Genomic DNA, 19,917 nt, shown 5'->3' with positions numbered 1-19,917 from the left:
GACAGTTATTTTTATACAAATTTTAAGGAGGAATAGAAAATGAATTTTTATTTTAGGGATATAAATAAAGAAAATTGGAAAGAAGCTGTGGATTTAAGGGTTAAGGATGAACAAAGTGATTTTATAGAAAGCAATGCATTATCAATTGCAGAATCAAAATATGTTGAGAATTGGATTGTTAAAGGAATATACTTAGAAGAAGAATTAATAGGGTTTACTATGTATGGATATTTTGATGATGACAAAAGGGTTTGGTTAGATAGGTTTATGATAGATTATAAATTTCAGGGAAAAGGCTATGGAAAGAAAGGTCTATTAAAGCTAATAGAACATATTGCAAATGAATTTAAAGTTAAAAAAATATATCTTAGTATTTTTGAAAATAACAAGGGAGCCTTAAGACTTTATGAAAAGATAGGTTTTAAATTTACAGGAGAATTAGACTATGGGGGAGAAAAGGTAATGGAATTAAACTTATAGGGAGTAATCAAAGGAGGAGAAGAAAATAGATAGTTTAATAAATATTTTTAGTAATTATAGTGGAATAGCTATATTTATAAGTTTATTTATAAGTATAATTATAGCTTTACTTGGAATAATTCCATCTATATTTGTTACTGGAGCCAATATAGTATTTTTTGGTCCTGTAAATGGCTTTTTAATATCTCTTTTAGGTGAAGTTATAGGTGGATGGATAAGTTTTAAGGTATATAGAAAGGGAGTTAATAAGTTTGTAGACAATATTGAAGGAAAATATAAATTAATAGATAGAATACTAGAGAGTGAAGGAAAAAGAGTTGGTTTGTTGATATTTGAAGGAAGATTACTCCCCTTTGTACCTTCTGGAGTTGTGACTTTAGCAGCAGCTATGAGTAAGGTTAATAGTCTAACATTTATAATAGCTACATTTTTGGGGAAAATACCATCAATTTTACTAGAGGTTTTAGTTAGTTATGGGGTTATAGAGGCTTCACAGAAAAATATAAAAATTGTTATAGTCATTATAAGTTTAATTTTAATATATTTAACAATAAGAAAGAGAAAAAAATAATAAAAATAGAAAAAGGATATTTTTAACATTAAAAAAGAGAAAAATGGTATTTTTTTTGTAAAAAATAGGCTTTTATTGTTGATTTAATATAAATTATATGATTTAATTTAAATGAAAAGAGTTTAACAATTGGTTAAAAGCTTTACAGTAAGTTAAAGGAGTAAAATAATGGTTGAAGCAGTAGTTTTAGCATTAATACTTGCAAAAATAAAAGGATATAATTTAAAGCCATTTTTTAAAAGTTGGACAATCTATCCTATATTAATATCAGAGGTTATGTATATAATTCTTCAAATAAATATATTTATGGGGAATTATGAAGTTGTAAAATGGTCTCCTTGGTTTAAAGATATATATATGTATTTATTTTTAATACCTATTTTTTGGTATAGAGAGTATATAAGTGCTTTAATTGGTTCAGTATTTTTATTTGCTGGGACATTTCTAAATCACTTTGTAATGGCAGCAAATGGAGGAGAAATGCCAGTTTTTCCTAGCCTAACATATTTAACTGGATATGTTAAACCAGATACTTTATCTAAGATAAATGATATACATACCTTAGGAAATAGTACAGTAAACTATAAATTTTTAAGTGATATAATAGATATTGGATATAGTGTACTTAGTATAGGTGATATACTTATACGAGTATTTGTAGTTATAATAATATATGTAACTGTTAAAAAAACAAATGAAGAATGCATGAATAGACAGACTAGAATATTTAGTTAAGACAACGGAGGAAAAAATGCTAAAAGTAACTTTTTTTGAAACATTAGTAAGAGGTATACCAGAGGCGCTTACAATGATTTTAGCTATGTATGCTTTTGCTGATAGAAAAGTAGAAAAGAAAGAATATTTGACATCTAGTTTAATATTGAGTTTAGTAGTTTATTTAATACGACTACTACCTATAAATTATGGTGTACATACTATATTGAACATTTTTGTTTTAATATTTTTAGCATTTAATATAAATAAAATAGATTTAATAGTTAGCATAAAAGCATCAATATTAATTTTAATGATTTTGTTTTTATGCGAGGGATTAAACTTATGGCTTATAGAAAATGTTTTAAATAAGAATATAGATATTCTATTTAAAAGTACATTCAATAAAACAATATATGGAATTCCATCAACTATAATGTTTTCTGTTACAGTTGTTTCCTATTATTTAATAGCATTAAAAAAAGGAAAGTTGAGATAAAATGATTGAGAATATATCAAGGGCAGTAGCTGAAAAAGTTTCTAATGAATTAAATTACGATAATGAAAGAAAAGAAGTTATACAATATGGAACATATGCCTTAATACAAACATTAATATCAATAATTTCTGTTTTAATATTAGGTTTAATATTCAATATTGCTTTAGAAGCTTTAATATTTTTATTTACAGCAAGTATATTAAGAAAATATTCAGGAGGCGCACACTCAGAATCATCTAATGTGTGTACTTTATTAGGAATAGTAATTTCAATTTGTATTGGATTTTTAATTAAAAGCAGTTTTTTTGTAAATATGAATTTTGAGTTTATTATATTTATTGGAGTAGTAATATTTGTTTTTGCATATTTTATAATTTTCAAATATGCACCAGTAGATACACCAAATAAACCAATAAAAACTGAAAAAAAGAAAAAGCGTATGAAAAAAGGATCTTTAAAGATTTTAACTATATATTTATTTATTGTCTTATTGAGTACAATTTTATATTATAATTCAGATGTAGTTTTTGCTAAGCCAGTTATACTGAGTATTTTATTTGGAATAGCATGGCAGTGCATGACTCTTACAGCTTTAGGAAATATATTGTTAAAAACTATAGATTCTTTTACAAATAAAATATTATAAATTTTTAGAGGGGATGAGTTTCAATGAAAAAATTAAACAAAAACTTATTAACAGTATTCGCTGCATTAACAACAGTAATAGCAACAACAGTTGCTACTTCAGCTTGTCTTTGGTTTACACACCAACCAGAAGAACCAAAATCTTTAAGAGACGAATAGAATTTATAAATAAGGTCGGTTTAAGCCGACCTTATTTTATGATTAATAGTGAGGCAGAATATGATTAGAGATGTAAATGACAATAGAAAGAAAAAAGTTGATGAAATATTATCAATAGTAAAGATATCATCATTATTATTTTCGGCCATAGCTTTTTTACAATATACTTTTAATCTTATAAAGCATAATAATAATTTTTTAGCAGATTATAGTATTTTATCAATTTTAATAAGTATATTTTTGTTATCAACAATTTACATGCTTTGGAGTTTAGCATCTTTAAGTAAATATAAAGATTATTTAAATGCGATACAGTGGATTGAAATAATTTTATTTATGGTTATATTTGTAATGGCTATATTAGTTTCAGGTGCAAATTCTAGCAATAATAAATTTTTATTTTTATTTATTATAATAACATCTACAATACAAGGTGGAATGCATAGAGGATGTATAGTATCTATAGTATCATCAGCTATTATTCTAGTTATAGATTTGATTTTTGCTGGTAACAATGGGGTAAATATGTACTTCCAAAATGATTTAATACTGGCAGGAGTATTTGTACTAACAGCATGGACTTTGGGTTTTTATGTGAAAACTGAAAATGATCACATAAAAGAATTACAAAAGTTAGTTAATGAAGATGGATTAACAGGGGTTTATAATCATAGATATTTTTATGATAAATTAAGAGAGAAAATGCATATTAGTGAAGTTGAAAATAAACAACTTTCTCTAATATTTATGGACATAGATTATTTTAAGCATTACAACGATTTATATGGTCATCAAAGAGGAGATGAAGCATTAAAAAGAATAGGCTCTATACTTAAAAGTGTAGCAAGAGAGGGAGATTTGGTAGCGAGATATGGAGGAGAAGAATTTGCAATAATATTACCTAATACATCTGAAATTGAAGCTACTAAAATTGCGGAAACTATAAGAAATAAAATAGAAAAAACATATTTTGAAGGGCAAGAAAATCAACCTAATTCTAATTTAACTGTATCAGTTGGGATAGCTGTGTTCCCAGATAAGGCTGAAAATGAATTAGATCTTGTTAAATATGCTGATGATGCATTATATAGGGCTAAGTTTTTTCATAAAAATAGAGTTGAGACATATATATCTGTTTTAGATGAGCTTAAAAAAGACTTAAATGAAGAGGAAAATGCATTAGTAACTTCTATAAAAACTTTAATAGGTGTTATAAATGCAAAGGATAAATATACATATAGTCATGTTGAAAGAGTGGTTGTATACAGTAGGCTTATGGCTAAAAAATTAGGTCTTTCAGAAAAAGAAAAGAAGCAGTTAATATATGGTGCTTATATGCATGATATAGGTAAAATAAATATACCTAATGAAATATTAACTAAGAAGATGAGACTTACTAAAGATGAATGGGAGATTTTAAAGCAGCATCCAAAGGATGGAGTAGAAATAATAAAATCAGTAAATTCTTTAAAGGAAGTAGTTCCACTTATATTATACCATCATGAAAGATATGATGGGTTTGGATATCCAGAAGGATTAAAAGGCGAAGATATACCATATTTAGCGAGAGTTTTAACAGTTGTGGATAGCTTTGACGCTATGACTTCTAGCAGACCTTATAATAAGAGAAAGACTTATGATGAAGGATTAGAAGAACTTAATAGATGTAGTGGTACTCAATTTGATTCGAAAATAGTTGAAGTTTTTACTGAAGTAGTTAGAGAAAATATAAATGAAATACAAGATTTTTAAAGAGATGTAAATTTACATCTCTTTTATTTTAAGTTACTATTGATGCAGCCTCATGCTTTTTATATTATTTAAAATCTAATAATATTTTTTTAGCACATAATTTACTTGAAATTAAGGACATTGATATGCCTGAACCGGGATGAACGGAATCTCCTACAAAATATATGTTTTTGATGTTTTTAATTTTTGATTGAGGTCTAAATGCAGTAGTTTGCAATAGATTGTGGTTAAGTCCAAAGGAAGCTCCAAAAAAGCAATTAAAATCATTTTTAAAAGTTATAGGAGTAGTGTAACTTTCATAAATTATATTTTCTTTTAAGTCCTCTAATCCTTTAATTCTACTTATATCATATAAAACCTTATTTCTTAAAGCTTTAATTTCCTCTTCTGTCCATTTAGATTTATATTTATTTAGATTTGGAACACGCAAAGTTATATTAAGGCACTCACAATCATTAGGAACTAATGAGGAATCTATTGAACTTGGACAATAAATATAATATATGAATTCTTTAGGAAGTCTTCCACCTATAAAAGGAACTAAAAAGGCTTCTTTTTTATTTAATGTTAGAATAATATTATGCACATTTAGATTTCTATACTTCTTTTTTAAAAAGAGATGAATTATAAATGTTGAACAAGAGAATGATAGCTTTTCCTGTTTTCTTTTAGAAAATTTATTTTTAATAACACTTCTAGGAATCAAGTTTTGAACACTGTAAGTAAAGTCTGCATTACAAACTATTAAGTCAGAAAATATATTTTCATGATTAGAACTTATTCCTATTGCACGATTTTTTTTCATTAATATGGTATTAACATAAGAGTTTAGGTGTATTTTTCCTCCTAATTCTAAAATTAATCTTTCTAAGGCCTTTACGTATGAATACATTCCACCTTTAATATAATATAATCCATATACTTGAGATGTTGATGGAATCAAATTAAAAACATTAGAGCTTTTTATAGGTGACTCACCAATATACATACATTGAAAGGCTAAAAAAGATCTTAAATATTCATTACGTATATATTTTTCAATAGTTTTATAACAGTTCTTGAAAGGCTGTATTCTAAATAATTGAGGTATAGCTTTAAAATTTTTTAAACTTAAATTAAAAAAACTTTCATTGAGAAAATATTTATCAACAAGAAGATATCTTTTGTAAGAGTCAGATATGTACTTATAATAGTTTGAACTATCATCTTCAAAGAGTTTTTCTAAAGATTTTGTTGTTCTTAAAAAATCAGAATAGATATCAAAGTTATTTTTATTATCAGTAAAAACTCTATAAAGAGTTTTTAATTCTATTAATTCTATATAATCTTTATAATCTTTTTTGGCATATTTAAATATATCTAAGTAAGGTTTAGGAATCATAAATATTGAAGCAGAAGAGTCTATTTTAAAGTCTTTATACTTAATTAAGTTTACTTTCCCGCCTACACTTAAATTTTTTTCGAAGATATCCACCTCAAATCCATTAATAAGAAGGCGAATTGCAGTAGCTAATCCGCCTATTCCAGCCCCTACTATTATGGCTTTTTTCTTATTCATAAGTAACACTCCTAGTATGTTTAAATTTTATTTTAACCACCTAAGGTAACATCCTGGTCATTATACCAATTAAGAGCATTTAAAAATTGGCTTTCTTTGAAGTTAGGCCATAAATCATCAATTATATACATATCAGAATAAACTGATTGAACTGGTAGGAAACCACTTAATCGACGTCTACCACCCCATCTTATTAATAAGTCTATTCTTGATATATCCTTTGATTGAATATTATCATATATGTTTTTTCTTTTAATATCGCAAGACTTAAGCTGGTTTAAATCCCATTCCCAACCATAATTAACAAGGAAATTAACTAGGATTCCACCTTTACCTAATTTAGTTCTCTTAGTGTATTTCTTTAATTCCTCAGGGAACACTGGAGAATCAGAATTTCCCATTACAAGTATTTCACAATCTTCATTTGCAATTAATTCTACTGATTTTATACAAGCATCTATAAAGGCTTCCTTTTGATAGGATGGTCTTTTAGTATTATCTGTTGTAAATCCATAATAGGTTATTTCTTTAACACCTAGTTTTTGACAAAGTTTAAAAAGTTCAAGCCCAGGGTCAATTCCGTGTAAGTATCCTTCATCTTTTCCAAGACCATTCTCAACAGCCCAACGTCTATTACCATCTGGGATAACCCCTATATGTTTTGGAATTCTCATAATATATTTCAACCCTTTCTTAAAAATAGATTCAAATGAAAGTATTCCCAGTTTAATAAATAAAATGCATAAATTTGATTATTTTAAGAATTGATTATATTATTAATCTATAAAAAACTTTATAAGATTGGATAATAGGGAGTTGAAAAATGAGATTTATAGGCGTTAGAACATGGAAAACTAGTATAGGTACGGTAATAGCTATGATTATAGCAAAAGAATTAGGATTAAGTTATTGGGTTTCAGCAGGGATTATTACTATATTAAGCATTCAAAGTACAAAGAGAGAATCATTAAAAATAGCGTTTAAAAGAATTGAATCTGTTATTATAGCTTTAATGATTTCTTCAATTTTATTTTTAACATTGGGCTTTAATTCAGTTGTTTTTGGAATATACCTTTTAATATTTATTCCTTCAACGGTAAAGTTGAAGGTTACTGATGGTATTGTGGTAAGTTCTGTTTTAGTAACCCATCTATTAATAGAGAAGCAGGTAAATACTTATTGGATATTAAATGAGTTAGGACTTATGTTGGTAGGAGTTTTAGTAGCTTTGGCATTAAATAGTTATATGCCTAAAAATGAAGAAAAAATAAAAGAGGATATAGATTATATATCAGAAAAAATAAAAGAAATTTTTATGGATATGGCATATTCTTTAAGAACTCATAGTGTCTCTATAAATCAACAAAGGCTTTTTAATGAACTTGAAAATAGATTATGCATTGCTAAGAAAAGAGCTAATGATAATTTTAATAACTACTTATTTTCTGACGTTAGATATTATGTCAATTACATAGAGATGAGAGAAGTTCAATTTCAAATATTAGAATATATGAGAGAACATTTTTCAAGAATATCTATTACAGTTAAACAGACAGAACTAGTGGCTAATTTTACTGAAGAAGTAGCCTCAGTTATAGGAAAAGAAGTTAATGTAAATATATTAATAAATAGATTAAATAGGTTGAGAAAAGATTTAAGTGGACAGGAACTCCCAGTAACAAGAGAGGAATTCGAAAATAGAGCAATGCTTTTTCAGTTTTTGAATGATTTGGAATTTTTCATAGAAACAAAGAAACGATGTTACATAAAATAAGCTAACATATCATTTAAAGATATGCCAGCTTACTTTATTAAAGGCTATGTTTTAAAGTGGTGTTGATTTTTAGCTAGGTTTGAAGGTTAGCTGAAAACCAACATTGATCTAAAACAGAGCTTTATTAAATTATTGCTATATGTAAAAGCATTAATATTATAAAGGATATTCCTAAGAATTTATGAAGTTTTTTTCCCTTATTAGCAGCTCTGAATATTCCAGATATAATAAGAACAACTAAATCTGTTAAAGCTAAAATGCCAAGATAATACCCAATTTTAAAACTTAAATTATTTTTTATTATTCCAAAATGTAACCCAATATAGCCATGTATTATTATGAGTGCAAAAGCTAACAATGATAGTGGAATATGCTATTGTCTAAGAAAAATTGCAAGATATTGAAGTGTTTTTTTAAAATAAGTTAAATCTAGTTTTTTAAACTTATCTACTAAAGGTTTAAAGAGAGGAGATTTAGAAAAGAAGTCTTCTTCTTTTTCTAATTTAGAAGGTTGAATATATTTTAATATACGTCTTACTATAAACATAGCTATAGAGAATCCAAAGATATAGGCACTGATTTCACCAATTGTATTTCTAATATCTTTTAATGAGCCATAAGAAATGTTGTGTAGGAAGTTACTTATTATACAATAAAATATTAAAGCAAGTGAAATTATTAAAATTATTAAAGAAAAAGAGCTTGCTACTTTTTCTAATTTTTTATTTATGGGTTTAATTTTAAATGAAAAAAGTTTTTTTAAGTCCATTTTAATCTCCTTAGTAATTACTTAATAATTAACATATTATCATTTAATTATTAAATATGAGAATTTAATATGTTGATAGATTAATACTAAAAAAACAAATTTATTGATAAATTTTTTGGTAAGGTATTTTTAGACAATAAAAATATTTAGATTTGATACTTAATATTATTAAAAGAATAATATTAATAAAATATGAATAAAAAGTTAATATGGGTAGGAAGGTTTAAGAAAAAAACGTTACAATAAGATTAAATGTGGAACAATAAAATTACAATAAGATACAAAATATGAACAAATATATAATAAATGCAATATATTAATCAGTAAGAATAATATTCATTTAATAAATATTAACAAATTTTAAATAGTATAAAAAGCTTAAATACGTTAGAATAATCAATATAAAGTTTTATAAATTTTAAGTTTAAAAAATTTATTTTGGGAGATAGTTCATAGAGAGAGTTTTAATTTATCTAATGGTTTAATGGTTTAATGTTTTAAAATTGTATAAACAAGAACTAATTTACTATAAGCTTAAGATTAAAATGAGTTAATGTTTAGAAAAATAAATTTAATTCTGAATTAAGTCTCATTTATTACACTTATTAAGGGAGGCAGTAAATGAATAAGAAATATTTTAAAGAGCTTTTAGGAAATAAAAAAACTTTAAAGAATTTAGGAATCAATCTATTTATTTGGATTACTTTATCATTTCTTTTGGTTTTTCTGGGAGAGTCATTTTATAGAGGATCTATTGAAAATGGAAAAAATTTCTTTAATAATAGTCGAGAACTATTTATATTAAATTACTTAATATTTTTAGTAATTACCTCAATAGCATTTTTATTTAAAAAGACTAGAATGGTTTATGGAATCATAAGCATAATAATTATGGGATTTTATATAGCGAGTGGAGTAATAGTAGGTTTTAGAGGATCGCCACTTATATGGGCTGATATGTTCTCTATAAAAGATGGAATAGCAATAGCAGAAAATTACTTGAACTCTGGAACTTTAAAATATATTGCTATAGCTTTAATAGCAATAGTAGTAATAATAGTAGCATTATGGTTTAGTGAAAGATATAAGAGTAAAAATAAAGTCTTTAATTTATATGGTTTAATAATTGTTCCTTTAGCTGTTATTGTCACAGGAAGTTTCTATGGAAGTATAAAAGATGGAATAGAAATATATAGATGGGATTTACCAGCTTCATATCATCAAAATGGATTTGTGTATTCATTTTTAAATACGGCAGCAGGATTTGAAGTGAAAGAACCAGCTAATTATAGCAAAGCATCTATTGATAATATAAGAGACAATATAATTGAAGAGGAACAAGTTGCTAGTGTAAATGCTAAAGTGGCATCTACTAAGCCAGCAGAAATGCCTAATATTATAATAGTTCAATTAGAGTCTTTTATGGATTTAAATAGAATAGAAGGATTAACTTTTAATGAGGATCCAATACCTAATTTTAGAAGAATCGCAGAAGAGTCAACTCATGGATTTTTAAAGGTTCCTACTTATGGTGGTGGAACTGTTAGAAGTGAATTCGAAGTTTTAACAGGATTAAGCACAGATTATTTACCAGTTGGAGAAATACCTAATAACAACATATTAAAAAAACAGCCAGTAGAGAGCATGGCTTACATATTACATGATTATGGATATGGCACAAGTGTTATACATAATTATGAAGGGAATTTCTATAATAGAGATACAGTATTTCCTAACTTAGGATTTGATACATATGTTCCTATGGAGTATATGGACAAACCTAATAATGATGAGTGGCAATATCCAGAGGATGTTTTAAATATTAAGCCTGTAGAACAAATATTGGCTGACAATGAAACACCACAGTTTATTTATAATATAACTGTAGAAAGTCATGGTGGATATTCATCTTCAGATTTTGATAATTACACAGTAGATGGAAATTTAACTGAAGATGAGAGAAATGAAATTCAATGCTATGTTGATAAGTTAAGAGGGGTTGACGAGTATATAAAAGAACTTGTTGACTATGTAGAAGCTTCAGGAGAGCCTACTGTAATAGCAATGTTTGGAGATCATCTACCATCATTAAAAGTAATAAATGAGGATGAGAGTGTATTAAAAGATGGAAATAAATATTTAACTGACTTCTTTATATGGGATAATATTGGCTTACAAAAGGAAAATGTAAATATGGAAGCTGAGGAATTTACAACATATATATTAGATAAGTTAAATATGGTTTCAGGAGTTATGCCTACATTCCATGAAGCATATAAAGAAAAGCCAGATTATAATAAAGAATTTGAATTACTTCAATATGATATGTTATTTGGTAATAAATATTTTTTAAGTGCAGACAAAAAACAATATGAGAAAACTAATATGAAGTTAGGTATAAATGAGATAGTTTTAAACAATTATGACATAAGCAATAACACATTAACAGTAACAGGAGATAATTTTAATTATAAAAGTAAAATTATTATAAATGGTAAGATTGTTGAAACTAATTTTGTAGATAATCACACTTTAACAATAAGTGATATTCCTTCAAGTATTAATAAGATTTCAGTTGGTCAAATAGGAAAGTATGATAAAATATTAAGTTCCACTAATGTTTTAGAAGTAAAATAGTAATTTATATTATGTTTAATGGTTAGACTTATAAATAATAGTCTAGCCATTTTTTATTAAATCTTAAGTATAAAATTTTTCTTTTAAGAAGAAAATGTAAATGTTATACTTAACTTGAGAATTAATAAATTAGATTAATATTAATGGGAGGGTTTCACTAGTGAACATAATAAAAAAAGATGGTAGAATTGAAGAATTCAAAATTGAAAAATTATCAACAAGCTTATCAAATGCGGCTAATGACTTAAACTTAACTCTTAACAAATCAGATGTAAAGATAATAACAGAAGATGTTGAGAAAATAATAAAATCAATAAGATTAAATAATGAGGCAACTTCAAGTTATGAGGTTGTTGGGGTTTTAATTAGTAGCTTAAAAGATGAAAAATTTAGTGAAATATTAAAAGCATATATAGAATATAAAAAATAATATTTAGTAAATAAATTAGGTAGATGGTTCTGCCTAATTTATTTTTAAACAACTAAAGTAATTTAAAAGTATATAGGGGAGAGAAATAAAGGGATGAGAAAAAAATTAGGTGTAGTATTTGTTTTAACATTTATTCTAAGTCTTTTAGTTGCATGTGGCGGAAAAAGTCTAATAGACCAAGGAAAAGAAGAAATTAAAAAAGGAAATTATGAAGAGGCGACAGCAATTTTTAAAGCTGCAAGTGAAGAGGATTCAAAAGATAAAGATGTGGCCGAAAGTTTATATGAATTAACATATAATTATGTAATTGCAAGCAAAGCTTATGATGAGTTCAAATTAGATGTGGCTTTAGAAAGTTTAAACAAGGTGGAAGAAAATAAAAATGCAGATCTAATTAAGGAGGATATATCAAAATTAAATGAAGAAATAAGTAAAGATAAAAATGCTATAGATAACTTTAATTTAAATATGGACAAGGTGACAGCTTTAGAGAATGAAGGAAGTATAGTTGAGGCTAAGGAACTATTGAGTACATCTATTGAAGAAGTTTCTTATTTAGGTGATAATGCTAAGGAGCTAATTGATAGCGGAAATTCTAAAATGAAGGTTTTAGACGAAAAGATAGAAAAGAATGAAGAAAAAAATAAAGAAATAGCTGAAAAAAATAAAAAAGCAAAGGAAGAAAAAGAAAAGGCTTTAGAAGTAGTAAAAAATCTTGGAGTTGTAAAAAAAGATCAATATTTAGAGCTTAAATCCAATGAAGTTTATGATTTAGGTGATGGAAGTTATGGATTTATTATAAATAAATTTTATGCTCCAGAGGGAAAACCAGAACCAGCATTAATCAGCCAATATCTTGTTGATAAGGAATCTTGGAAAGTTAAAGAAGTAAAGGATGGCATTACTACAAATATTAATTAAAAATATTAAAAATTTTATTTTAGCAACAAGTTATGATTTAAATGATAGTTAATATATTTATTAATTATTAGAATATAAAGGTGCTGTATCAAAACTTTGAATAATAAAACTTATAAATAGTATTAAAGGAATATTTAGTTATTTTTAAAATATATTTATAAGTTTTATTTTTACTTTTGATACAACATTCTTGCTATAAAATAACTGTTTAGAACAATTTAAATTTATGATTTTTACGACAGTATTTTAATATTACCTTACCTTGAATATCTTCAGTTTGTATTAAACCAAAATATCTGGAATCTAAACTTATATTTCTATTATCTCCCATAATAAAGAATTTATCTTTAGGTATATTTAGCTTTAAGTAGTAGGGGATATTCATTTCTTCTTTTATATAAGGTTCATAAACTTTTTCTCCATTTATATAGAGAATGGAATCATTTATTTCTATAACATCTCCAGGAAGTCCAATAATTCTTTTTACTAAAAAATTATCATATTTATATGGAGCATACACATTTACTATGTCATATCTTTGAGGCGAAGAAATAGAATATGCTTTTTTATTTATAACTAGTATATCATTATCATGTATGGTATTTTCCATGGAAGAACCATCAACAATGGCTATAAAAATGTTATTCAAGAAAAATGTTAGAATCAAAATTACGGATATTAATATTGTTATTATAATCTTAAAAAAACTATCAGGTGGTTCTAGAATATAATGAAAATATTTCATGGATTAGTACCTCGTATAGATTAAGAATATATTATTAGAATATTTTTTTCGCATATAAATAAGAACTAATATTTAAGTTTTAGTTGAAATTTAATTAATGCTTTAATATAATTAAATTAAATGAATTGTAATTTATATACAATCTATTGGAAACGTTACCGAGAAAAGGGAGAGTGTTTTATGAGAAAAAATTTTAATTCTGAAGAATTCAATAATAAATTTTATTATAGTGGCGAACTTGGAGCGACATATAGTAAAGATAAAACTATTTTTAGAGTATGGTCACCTGAAGCTAAGAGTTTAGAGTTATTGCTTTATAGAGATGGTAATACAGATAGTTTAATAGAAAAAGATTCACTTAATAAGAAAGAAAATGGAGTTTGGGAAATTATAAAAGAAGGAGACTTAAATGGAGTTTATTATAAATATCATATTGTAGGAGAAAATTTTGAGCATGATTTTGTAGATCCATACTGCAGAGCTTTGGGAGTAAATGGATATAGAGGAATGGTTATAGATTTAGAAGAAACCAATCCTATAGGATGGAAAGCGGATTATAGACCGGAATTAAAAGAAGTTATAGATTCAATTTTATATGAAATGCATATAAGAGATTTTTCCATTGATGAAAGTTCAGGAGTTACTATAGAAAATAGAGGTAAGTTTTTAGGTGTAGTAGAAGAAAAAACTACAATTCCAGGAACTAGGGTCAAAACAACCTTAGATCATTTAAAAGAATTGGGAATAACTCATGTACACCTTTTGCCAGCATTTGATTTTGGATCTGTTGATGAAGAAAGATTAAATGAACCTCAATATAATTGGGGATATGATCCTGTAAATTATAATGTGCCAGAAGGATCATATTCAAAGAATCCTTACAAAGGAGAAGCAAGGATAAAAGAGTTTAAAGAAATGGTATTAAAGCTTCATAGAGCTGGTATAAGAGTTGTTATGGATGTGGTATATAATCATACCTATTCAGGAGAAAATTCTAACTTAAATCTTTCATATCCAGGATATTATCATAGACAAGACAAAAATGGAGAGTTTTCAAATGGCTCAGGATGTGGAAATGAGTTAGCTTCAGAAAGATTAATGGTTAGAAAATATATGATAGATTCTTTAAAGTATTGGGCTAAGGAATATCATATAGATGGTTTTAGATTTGATTTAATGGCATTACATGATATAGAGACACTGAAAGAAATAAGAAAAGAAATGGATAAAATAGATACGTCTATTCTAATATATGGGGAAGGATGGAATGGAGGAGAGTCACCTTTGCCTAAAGAAGAGGCATGCTTTAAATGCAATGTAGGTAAGTTTAGGGATTTACAAATAGCTGCATTTAGCGATGATATGAGAGATGGAATAAAGGGGCATGTTTCAAAGCTTAAAGAGGGTGGCTTTGTAAATGGAGGCAATGATTTTGAAGAGAGCATAAAGTTTGGAATTGTTGCAGCTACCTATCACAAAGAAATAGATTATAAAAAAGTAAATTATTCTGATGAGTCTTGGGCAAATGAACCTTATCAAACAATAAATTATTCTTCAGCTCATGATAATAATACTTTACATGATAAGTTAAGAATTGTATGTGAAAATGCTTCAGAGGAAAAAATCATAGATATGAATAAGTTAAGTGCAGCTATAGTTTTAACTTCTCAAGGAATACCATTTATTCATGCAGGAGAAGAACTTTTGAGAAGTAAAGTTAATGAAAAGGGAGAATTTATTGAAAATAGCTATAATTCTAATGATTTTGTAAATAAAATTGATTGGACAAGAAAAATAGAATATAAGAGTCTATTTGAATATTATAGAGGATTAATCAACTTAAGAAAAGAATATGAATTATTTAGATTAAATAATAGTAAAGAAATAAGAGAAAAACTTTCATTTATAGAAAAAGAATTAGGCATAAAAGAAAAAGGTGTAGTTGCATATAGATTAAAAGATGAAAATGATGAATTTATAGTAATTTTCAATGGAAGTGATAATGAGTTTAATTTAACTCTTCCAAAAGGTGAATGGGGAATAATGGTTAATAAAGAAGTTGCTAGTAGAGAGATAATAAATAAAGTCTGTGGTAATTACACAATAAAAGATAAAGCAGCTTATGTATTAAAAAAAGTTTGATTTTTATTAAGTATAATAACGAAAAGAAATAAGAAAAAGGAACTTAAAAGAAGATATTCTTTTAAGTTCCTTTTGTAGCTGAATTTAATATGAATTAAATTTAAACAATTTGTAACAAAAAAGATCTTTTAAAGTTTTAATATAGATATTAGGAGATTTTAATATTTAATTTATATAGACATGGAGATGAATTTTGTGCGTAATAGAACGAGTGATGAAAAACATAAAAAGTATGTTAAAAGAAGAATAGCAACGGTTGTGGTTGGTGTTGTTATAATAGTTGGTTTAGGGTTTGGTATTAAAGCTTTAGAAAATCACAACTCTAGCAAAAAAGCATTAGCTTCAACTAAGAATAATATAGAAGAGGCTAAAAAAGAGGAGAAACCAAAACCAACAGATATAATGCCAAATGGAAATATAATTTATGCTGCTGATTCTTATGCTGTCAGTGCAGATGAAGTTGAAAAAATGCTTCAAGGAAAATCTACTAATACTGATAAAGAAATATTTTTAACTTTTGATGATGGTCCAAGCGAAAATACAAAAGAAATATTAAAAATTTTAAAAAAAGAAGATGTACATGCTACATTTTTTGATATAGGGTCAGCTTTAAAAGATAATAAAGAAAATCAAGAGCTGTTAAAAGAAGAAATTGATCAAGGAAATGCTGTAGCAGGTCATAGTTTTTCACATGATTATAAAACATTATATCCAGGAAATTCAGTAAATGTAAATAAATTTATGAGTGAATTAAATGAAACTAATGAAATAATGAAGAGCGTATTAGGAAATAACTTTAATGCTAGAGTTGTTAGAATGCCGGGTGGATATATGTCTAGAAGATATTATAGAGATCCTAATTTAAAAGCTCTAGATGAAGCTTTTGCAAAGGATAATATAGTTAGTATAGATTGGGATGCTGAAACTGGAGATGCAACTGGAAAACATTATACAGTAGAGCAATATGTTCAAAACTCAGCTAAAAATCTTGATTCTTTAAATCATGTAATTTTATTAATGCATGATGCAGCAGCGAAGAAAGAAACTGTACAAGCATTGCCTTCAATAATAAAATTTTATAAAGATCATGGGTATGCATTTAAGGTAATAAAAAATTCACCTGTAAATGATTCTAATTCTTCAAATACAAGTAGTAATTCACAAAGTAGTAGTACACAAACTACTTAATTAAAAATAAATATTAATTGCAGAGTAATATAAGTTATAATGCTCCTTATTTCAAAAGTTGATTTTATTATTTAATAAAATCAACTTTTTTGTTCTGGAACTTATTTACAGTTAAGAAAATATAATAAGTTAAGAGCGATATATTAGATATTAAGGAGAAAAAAATGAAGAATGTAACTTATTATTATGGAGCAGCAAATACATCAAAGGGATTTAAACCACTTTATAACTCTATTTTTCAAGGGATAAAAAAAATATATTCATTAAATGGAGGAAGCAATATATTTAAGACCGCTATTATAAAAGAGCTCATAGATGAATATAGTGACAAGTTTAACTTAGACGTTATTGTTAGTTCTATAGATAATAATGAAATGGAAGGAATAATATTAAAAGAAGAGGAAATTGCTGTAGTAAATGGTACTCCTCTTCATGGGGTTATGAATTTAATAGGAGATAATATTGAAGTAATAGACTTAGATATATTTCTAGATAAAAATAAAATTAGTAAAAATGAAGAAACAATAAAAACTTTAAAAGATGAGTTTTCTCAATGTATGAGTAATGCCCATATGGAATATAGAAAGGCTTTAAAGATACATGATTACTGGGAAGACATTTATTTCCCTTATATAAATATTAATAAAGCGAATAAGCTTACGAAGCATATAATTGCACTGTTAACAGAAAATGCTCTTAAGAAAGAAAAGCCAGGTAAAATTGTAGAGAGATATTTAGGTGCAGCAACACCTACTGGGTCAAAGGATTTCGTACCTAACATAACAGAAGGTGTTAAGAGATATTTTATAAAGGGTAGAGCAGGAACAGGAAAATCAACTATGCTTAAAAAAATAGCAAAAGAAGTATCTGATTTAGGTTATGATGTAGAATTTTATTCTTGTGCATTTGATCCAGATAGTAAGGATATGGTTATAAGTAGAGAACTTAATTTTGCAATCTTTGATAGTACAGCACCTCATGAATACTTCCCAAGTAAGGAAGAGGACGAAATCATAGATGTTTATACTTCATATATTGAAGATGATGTTGATAAGATTCACAAGGAAGAAATTGCAAAACTTGCTTTGAATTATAAAAATCAAGTTGGAAAGGGAACTGCCTTCTTAGCAAAAGGTGAGGAAATTAAAAATAAATTAGATGAAATTTATAACAATGCTTTTAATGATAAAGAGGCAAAGAAAGCTGTAGAATTCTTATTTAAATAGATGAGAAAAAGGCTCTGTTTAATTAAACAGAGCCTTTTTAAAATTAAGGAATTATTTCTCTTCTAGTAATCTCTTGATTATGTGAGTAGCATCCATGTATGATGCTACAGATTTATCATAATTTAATCTATTTATTATTCTAGCTATGAAGTCAGATAAATCAACAGATTTAAACCAAGGAGCATCTTTTACTTCTTCTGGAATATAAGTTAAGTTTGTTGAATAAACGCTCTTAATTATTCCATCATTGAAGAACTTATTGAATTTTTCTAGACCTTCAGTAAAGAATGAGAAAGTAGTAGCTACATATACATTTCTAGCATCTCTTTCTTTAAGTTCTTGAGCGATATCAAGTACAGATTCACCAGAAGCTATCATATCATCAACTATTAAAACATCTTTACCAGCAACATCTCTTCCCATGTATTCATGTTTAACTATTGGGTTTTTACCATTAACTATACGTGAATGATCTCTTCTTTTGTAAAATAAACCGACGTCAACTCCTAATACGCTTGAGTAGTAAATTGCTCTGTCCATTGCTCCAGTATCTGGACTGATTACAAGTAATTTTTCTTTATCAAGCTCTAAATCTTTTTCGTTATGAATTAGAGACTTAACTATATCATAAGTTGGGTAGAAGTTTTCAAATGACATTAGTGGGATAGCATTTTGAACGTTAGGGTCGTGAACGTCAAAAGTTAAAACTTCATCAACACCTAATCTTTCAAGTTCTTGAAGTGCTAAGGCGCAATCTAAAGACTCTCTTCCTTTACGTCTGTGTTGTCTTGATTCATATAAAAGAGGCATTATTACAGTAATTCTTCTAGCTTTTCCTCTTATTGCAGAAACAGTTCTTTTTATATCTTGGAAATGTTCATCTGGTCCTTTATGGTTTTCAAAACCAAACATTTTATATGTACAACTATAGTTACCTATGTCACAAAGGATATAAATATCTCTTCCTCTTACAGATTCAGGTATTTTAACTTTTCCTTCACCGTTAGAGAATCTTATCTCATCAGTTTTGATTAAAAAAGAATCCTTGCAATTTCTTTTTTCTTGTATAAGCTTGTCTATAGCGTTACCAAGGTCTGTACAACTTTCTAAAGCTATAATTCCTAATCCATGATTTTGTTCGTTCATTCGTCTATCTCCTTCTCAATGCATATTTAAAATATTTTACAATCGTAAATACTAAAGATATTGTCACTTATATTATATACGAATAATCTGCTTTTAAAAATAGAAATTTATCATAAATTTTGACTAAATTTAAGAAATTACGCTAATTTTCCCTGTCAGATAATTTAGATTTTTTAGAAAATATGAATATTATTCGAAATTTAATCTGTAAGTAATATGTTTTGTTAAAATATTAGAAATAATAATTTTGGATTTTATAGCTTTAATAAATGGGGCAGGGATAAGATTAATTTTATATAGTTTATAGAATTAAAAATAAATTTTATTAAACTAAAAGTATATTAAAAGATATATAAATTAAAATTAGAGTGTTAAAAAGTTAGAGGAAATTTTTACTTTCTACAAATTAAATTTCATTTTATGGTTGTTAATAGATTCTTCTTCATATAAAATTAGACTAAATTAAAAATGAACTTTATTTTATGTTCACAATTTTATGTGCATAAGTTTTTTTAGAGATAGAAAATTTAATGAGTATATTTAATTACCAATTAGAAGGAC

At 26.3% G+C, this 19,917-nt stretch carries 19 protein-coding genes; 14 read left to right on the top strand and 5 right to left on the bottom strand.

Annotated features, from left to right (window positions below; all coding sequences use genetic code 11):
* Positions 1–39 precede the first annotated feature (39 nt).
* The 7 genes from AC2A4K_RS11135 to AC2A4K_RS11105 all read left to right on the top strand — a co-directional run bounded on the left by AC2A4K_RS11135 (position 40) and on the right by AC2A4K_RS11105 (position 4,820).
* Positions 40–480, top strand: a complete 441-nt coding sequence (locus AC2A4K_RS11135; RefSeq protein WP_322502562.1) for a GNAT family N-acetyltransferase — start codon at positions 40–42, stop codon at positions 478–480.
* A 25-nt stretch (positions 481–505) separates the two neighbouring features.
* Entirely contained in the window at positions 506–1,051 is a 546-nt protein-coding gene (locus AC2A4K_RS11130; protein WP_322503249.1) for a TVP38/TMEM64 family protein, read from the top strand.
* A 168-nt stretch (positions 1,052–1,219) separates the two neighbouring features.
* On the top strand, positions 1,220–1,786 hold the full coding sequence (locus AC2A4K_RS11125) for a DUF5317 domain-containing protein (RefSeq protein WP_322502561.1): 567 nt from the start codon (positions 1,220–1,222) through the stop codon (positions 1,784–1,786).
* A gap of 16 nt (positions 1,787–1,802) precedes the next feature.
* Positions 1,803–2,264 carry a hypothetical protein gene (locus tag AC2A4K_RS11120; protein ID WP_322502560.1) on the top strand — a complete coding sequence of 154 codons (462 nt, stop codon included), beginning with the start codon at positions 1,803–1,805 and terminating at the stop codon, positions 2,262–2,264.
* Between the two features lies 1 nt (position 2,265).
* On the top strand, positions 2,266–2,910 hold the full coding sequence (locus AC2A4K_RS11115; RefSeq protein ID WP_322502559.1) for an accessory gene regulator ArgB-like protein: 645 nt from the start codon (positions 2,266–2,268) through the stop codon (positions 2,908–2,910).
* A 23-nt stretch (positions 2,911–2,933) separates the two neighbouring features.
* Entirely contained in the window at positions 2,934–3,068 is a 135-nt protein-coding gene (locus AC2A4K_RS11110; protein ID WP_283704608.1) for a cyclic lactone autoinducer peptide, read from the top strand.
* Between the two features lie 60 nt (positions 3,069–3,128).
* A complete protein-coding gene (locus AC2A4K_RS11105) occupies positions 3,129–4,820 on the top strand; it encodes a diguanylate cyclase (RefSeq protein WP_322502558.1) in 1,692 nt (563 codons plus the stop codon).
* 64 nt (positions 4,821–4,884) lie between these two features.
* On the opposite strand, the gene AC2A4K_RS11100 is transcribed toward AC2A4K_RS11105, so the two are convergent.
* Together AC2A4K_RS11100 and AC2A4K_RS11095 are read right to left on the bottom strand one after the other, a co-directional pair.
* On the bottom strand, positions 4,885–6,378 hold the full coding sequence (locus tag AC2A4K_RS11100; protein WP_322502557.1) for a phytoene desaturase family protein: 1,494 nt from the start codon (positions 6,376–6,378) through the stop codon (positions 4,885–4,887).
* A 32-nt stretch (positions 6,379–6,410) separates the two neighbouring features.
* Positions 6,411–7,052, bottom strand: a complete 642-nt coding sequence (locus AC2A4K_RS11095) for an undecaprenyl diphosphate synthase family protein (protein WP_322502556.1) — start codon at positions 7,050–7,052, stop codon at positions 6,411–6,413.
* A gap of 149 nt (positions 7,053–7,201) precedes the next feature.
* On the opposite strand from AC2A4K_RS11095, the gene AC2A4K_RS11090 reads away from it, so the two are divergent.
* Positions 7,202–8,152: an aromatic acid exporter family protein gene (locus AC2A4K_RS11090; protein WP_322502555.1), complete on the top strand. Its 951-nt coding sequence runs from the start codon at positions 7,202–7,204 to the stop codon at positions 8,150–8,152.
* A 373-nt stretch (positions 8,153–8,525) separates the two neighbouring features.
* Here AC2A4K_RS11090 and AC2A4K_RS11085 read toward each other — a convergent pair whose 3' ends face one another.
* The gene (locus AC2A4K_RS11085) at positions 8,526–8,921 is read right to left on the bottom strand and encodes a hypothetical protein (protein ID WP_322502554.1); all 396 of its coding nucleotides are present in this window, start codon (positions 8,919–8,921) and stop codon (positions 8,526–8,528) included.
* A 621-nt stretch (positions 8,922–9,542) separates the two neighbouring features.
* On the opposite strand from AC2A4K_RS11085, the gene AC2A4K_RS11080 reads away from it, so the two are divergent.
* The 3 genes from AC2A4K_RS11080 (at position 9,543) to AC2A4K_RS11070 (ending at position 12,909) form a co-directional block, all read left to right on the top strand.
* Entirely contained in the window at positions 9,543–11,558 is a 2,016-nt protein-coding gene (locus tag AC2A4K_RS11080) for an LTA synthase family protein (RefSeq protein WP_322502553.1), read from the top strand.
* Between the two features lie 160 nt (positions 11,559–11,718).
* The gene (locus AC2A4K_RS11075; protein WP_322502552.1) at positions 11,719–11,988 is read left to right on the top strand and encodes an ATP cone domain-containing protein; all 270 of its coding nucleotides are present in this window, start codon (positions 11,719–11,721) and stop codon (positions 11,986–11,988) included.
* Positions 11,989–12,081: 93 nt separating this feature from the next.
* Positions 12,082–12,909: an outer membrane protein assembly factor BamD gene (locus AC2A4K_RS11070; RefSeq protein ID WP_322502551.1), complete on the top strand. Its 828-nt coding sequence runs from the start codon at positions 12,082–12,084 to the stop codon at positions 12,907–12,909.
* A gap of 208 nt (positions 12,910–13,117) precedes the next feature.
* Here AC2A4K_RS11070 and lepB read toward each other — a convergent pair whose 3' ends face one another.
* The gene (lepB, locus tag AC2A4K_RS11065; protein ID WP_322502550.1) at positions 13,118–13,654 is read right to left on the bottom strand and encodes a signal peptidase I; all 537 of its coding nucleotides are present in this window, start codon (positions 13,652–13,654) and stop codon (positions 13,118–13,120) included.
* Between the two features lie 180 nt (positions 13,655–13,834).
* On the opposite strand from lepB, the gene pulA reads away from it, so the two are divergent.
* The 3 genes from pulA (at position 13,835) to AC2A4K_RS11050 (ending at position 18,210) form a co-directional block, all read left to right on the top strand.
* On the top strand, positions 13,835–15,796 hold the full coding sequence (gene pulA / locus AC2A4K_RS11060) for a type I pullulanase (RefSeq protein WP_322502549.1): 1,962 nt from the start codon (positions 13,835–13,837) through the stop codon (positions 15,794–15,796).
* 186 nt (positions 15,797–15,982) lie between these two features.
* Complete coding sequence (locus AC2A4K_RS11055) at positions 15,983–16,984, top strand: polysaccharide deacetylase family protein (protein WP_416173346.1); 1,002 nt, start codon at positions 15,983–15,985, stop codon at positions 16,982–16,984.
* 164 nt (positions 16,985–17,148) lie between these two features.
* Positions 17,149–18,210 (top strand): PRK06851 family protein, encoded by a 1,062-nt coding sequence (locus tag AC2A4K_RS11050; RefSeq protein ID WP_322502547.1) that lies wholly within the window; start codon positions 17,149–17,151, stop codon positions 18,208–18,210.
* A gap of 51 nt (positions 18,211–18,261) precedes the next feature.
* Here AC2A4K_RS11050 and AC2A4K_RS11045 read toward each other — a convergent pair whose 3' ends face one another.
* Positions 18,262–19,356 carry a ribose-phosphate pyrophosphokinase gene (locus AC2A4K_RS11045; protein WP_322502546.1) on the bottom strand — a complete coding sequence of 365 codons (1,095 nt, stop codon included), beginning with the start codon at positions 19,354–19,356 and terminating at the stop codon, positions 18,262–18,264.
* Positions 19,357–19,917: the final 561 nt, after the last annotated feature.

The organism is Clostridium sp. LIBA-8841, assembly GCF_057782475.1.
This window is presented reverse-complemented; position numbering and strand designations above follow the sequence as displayed.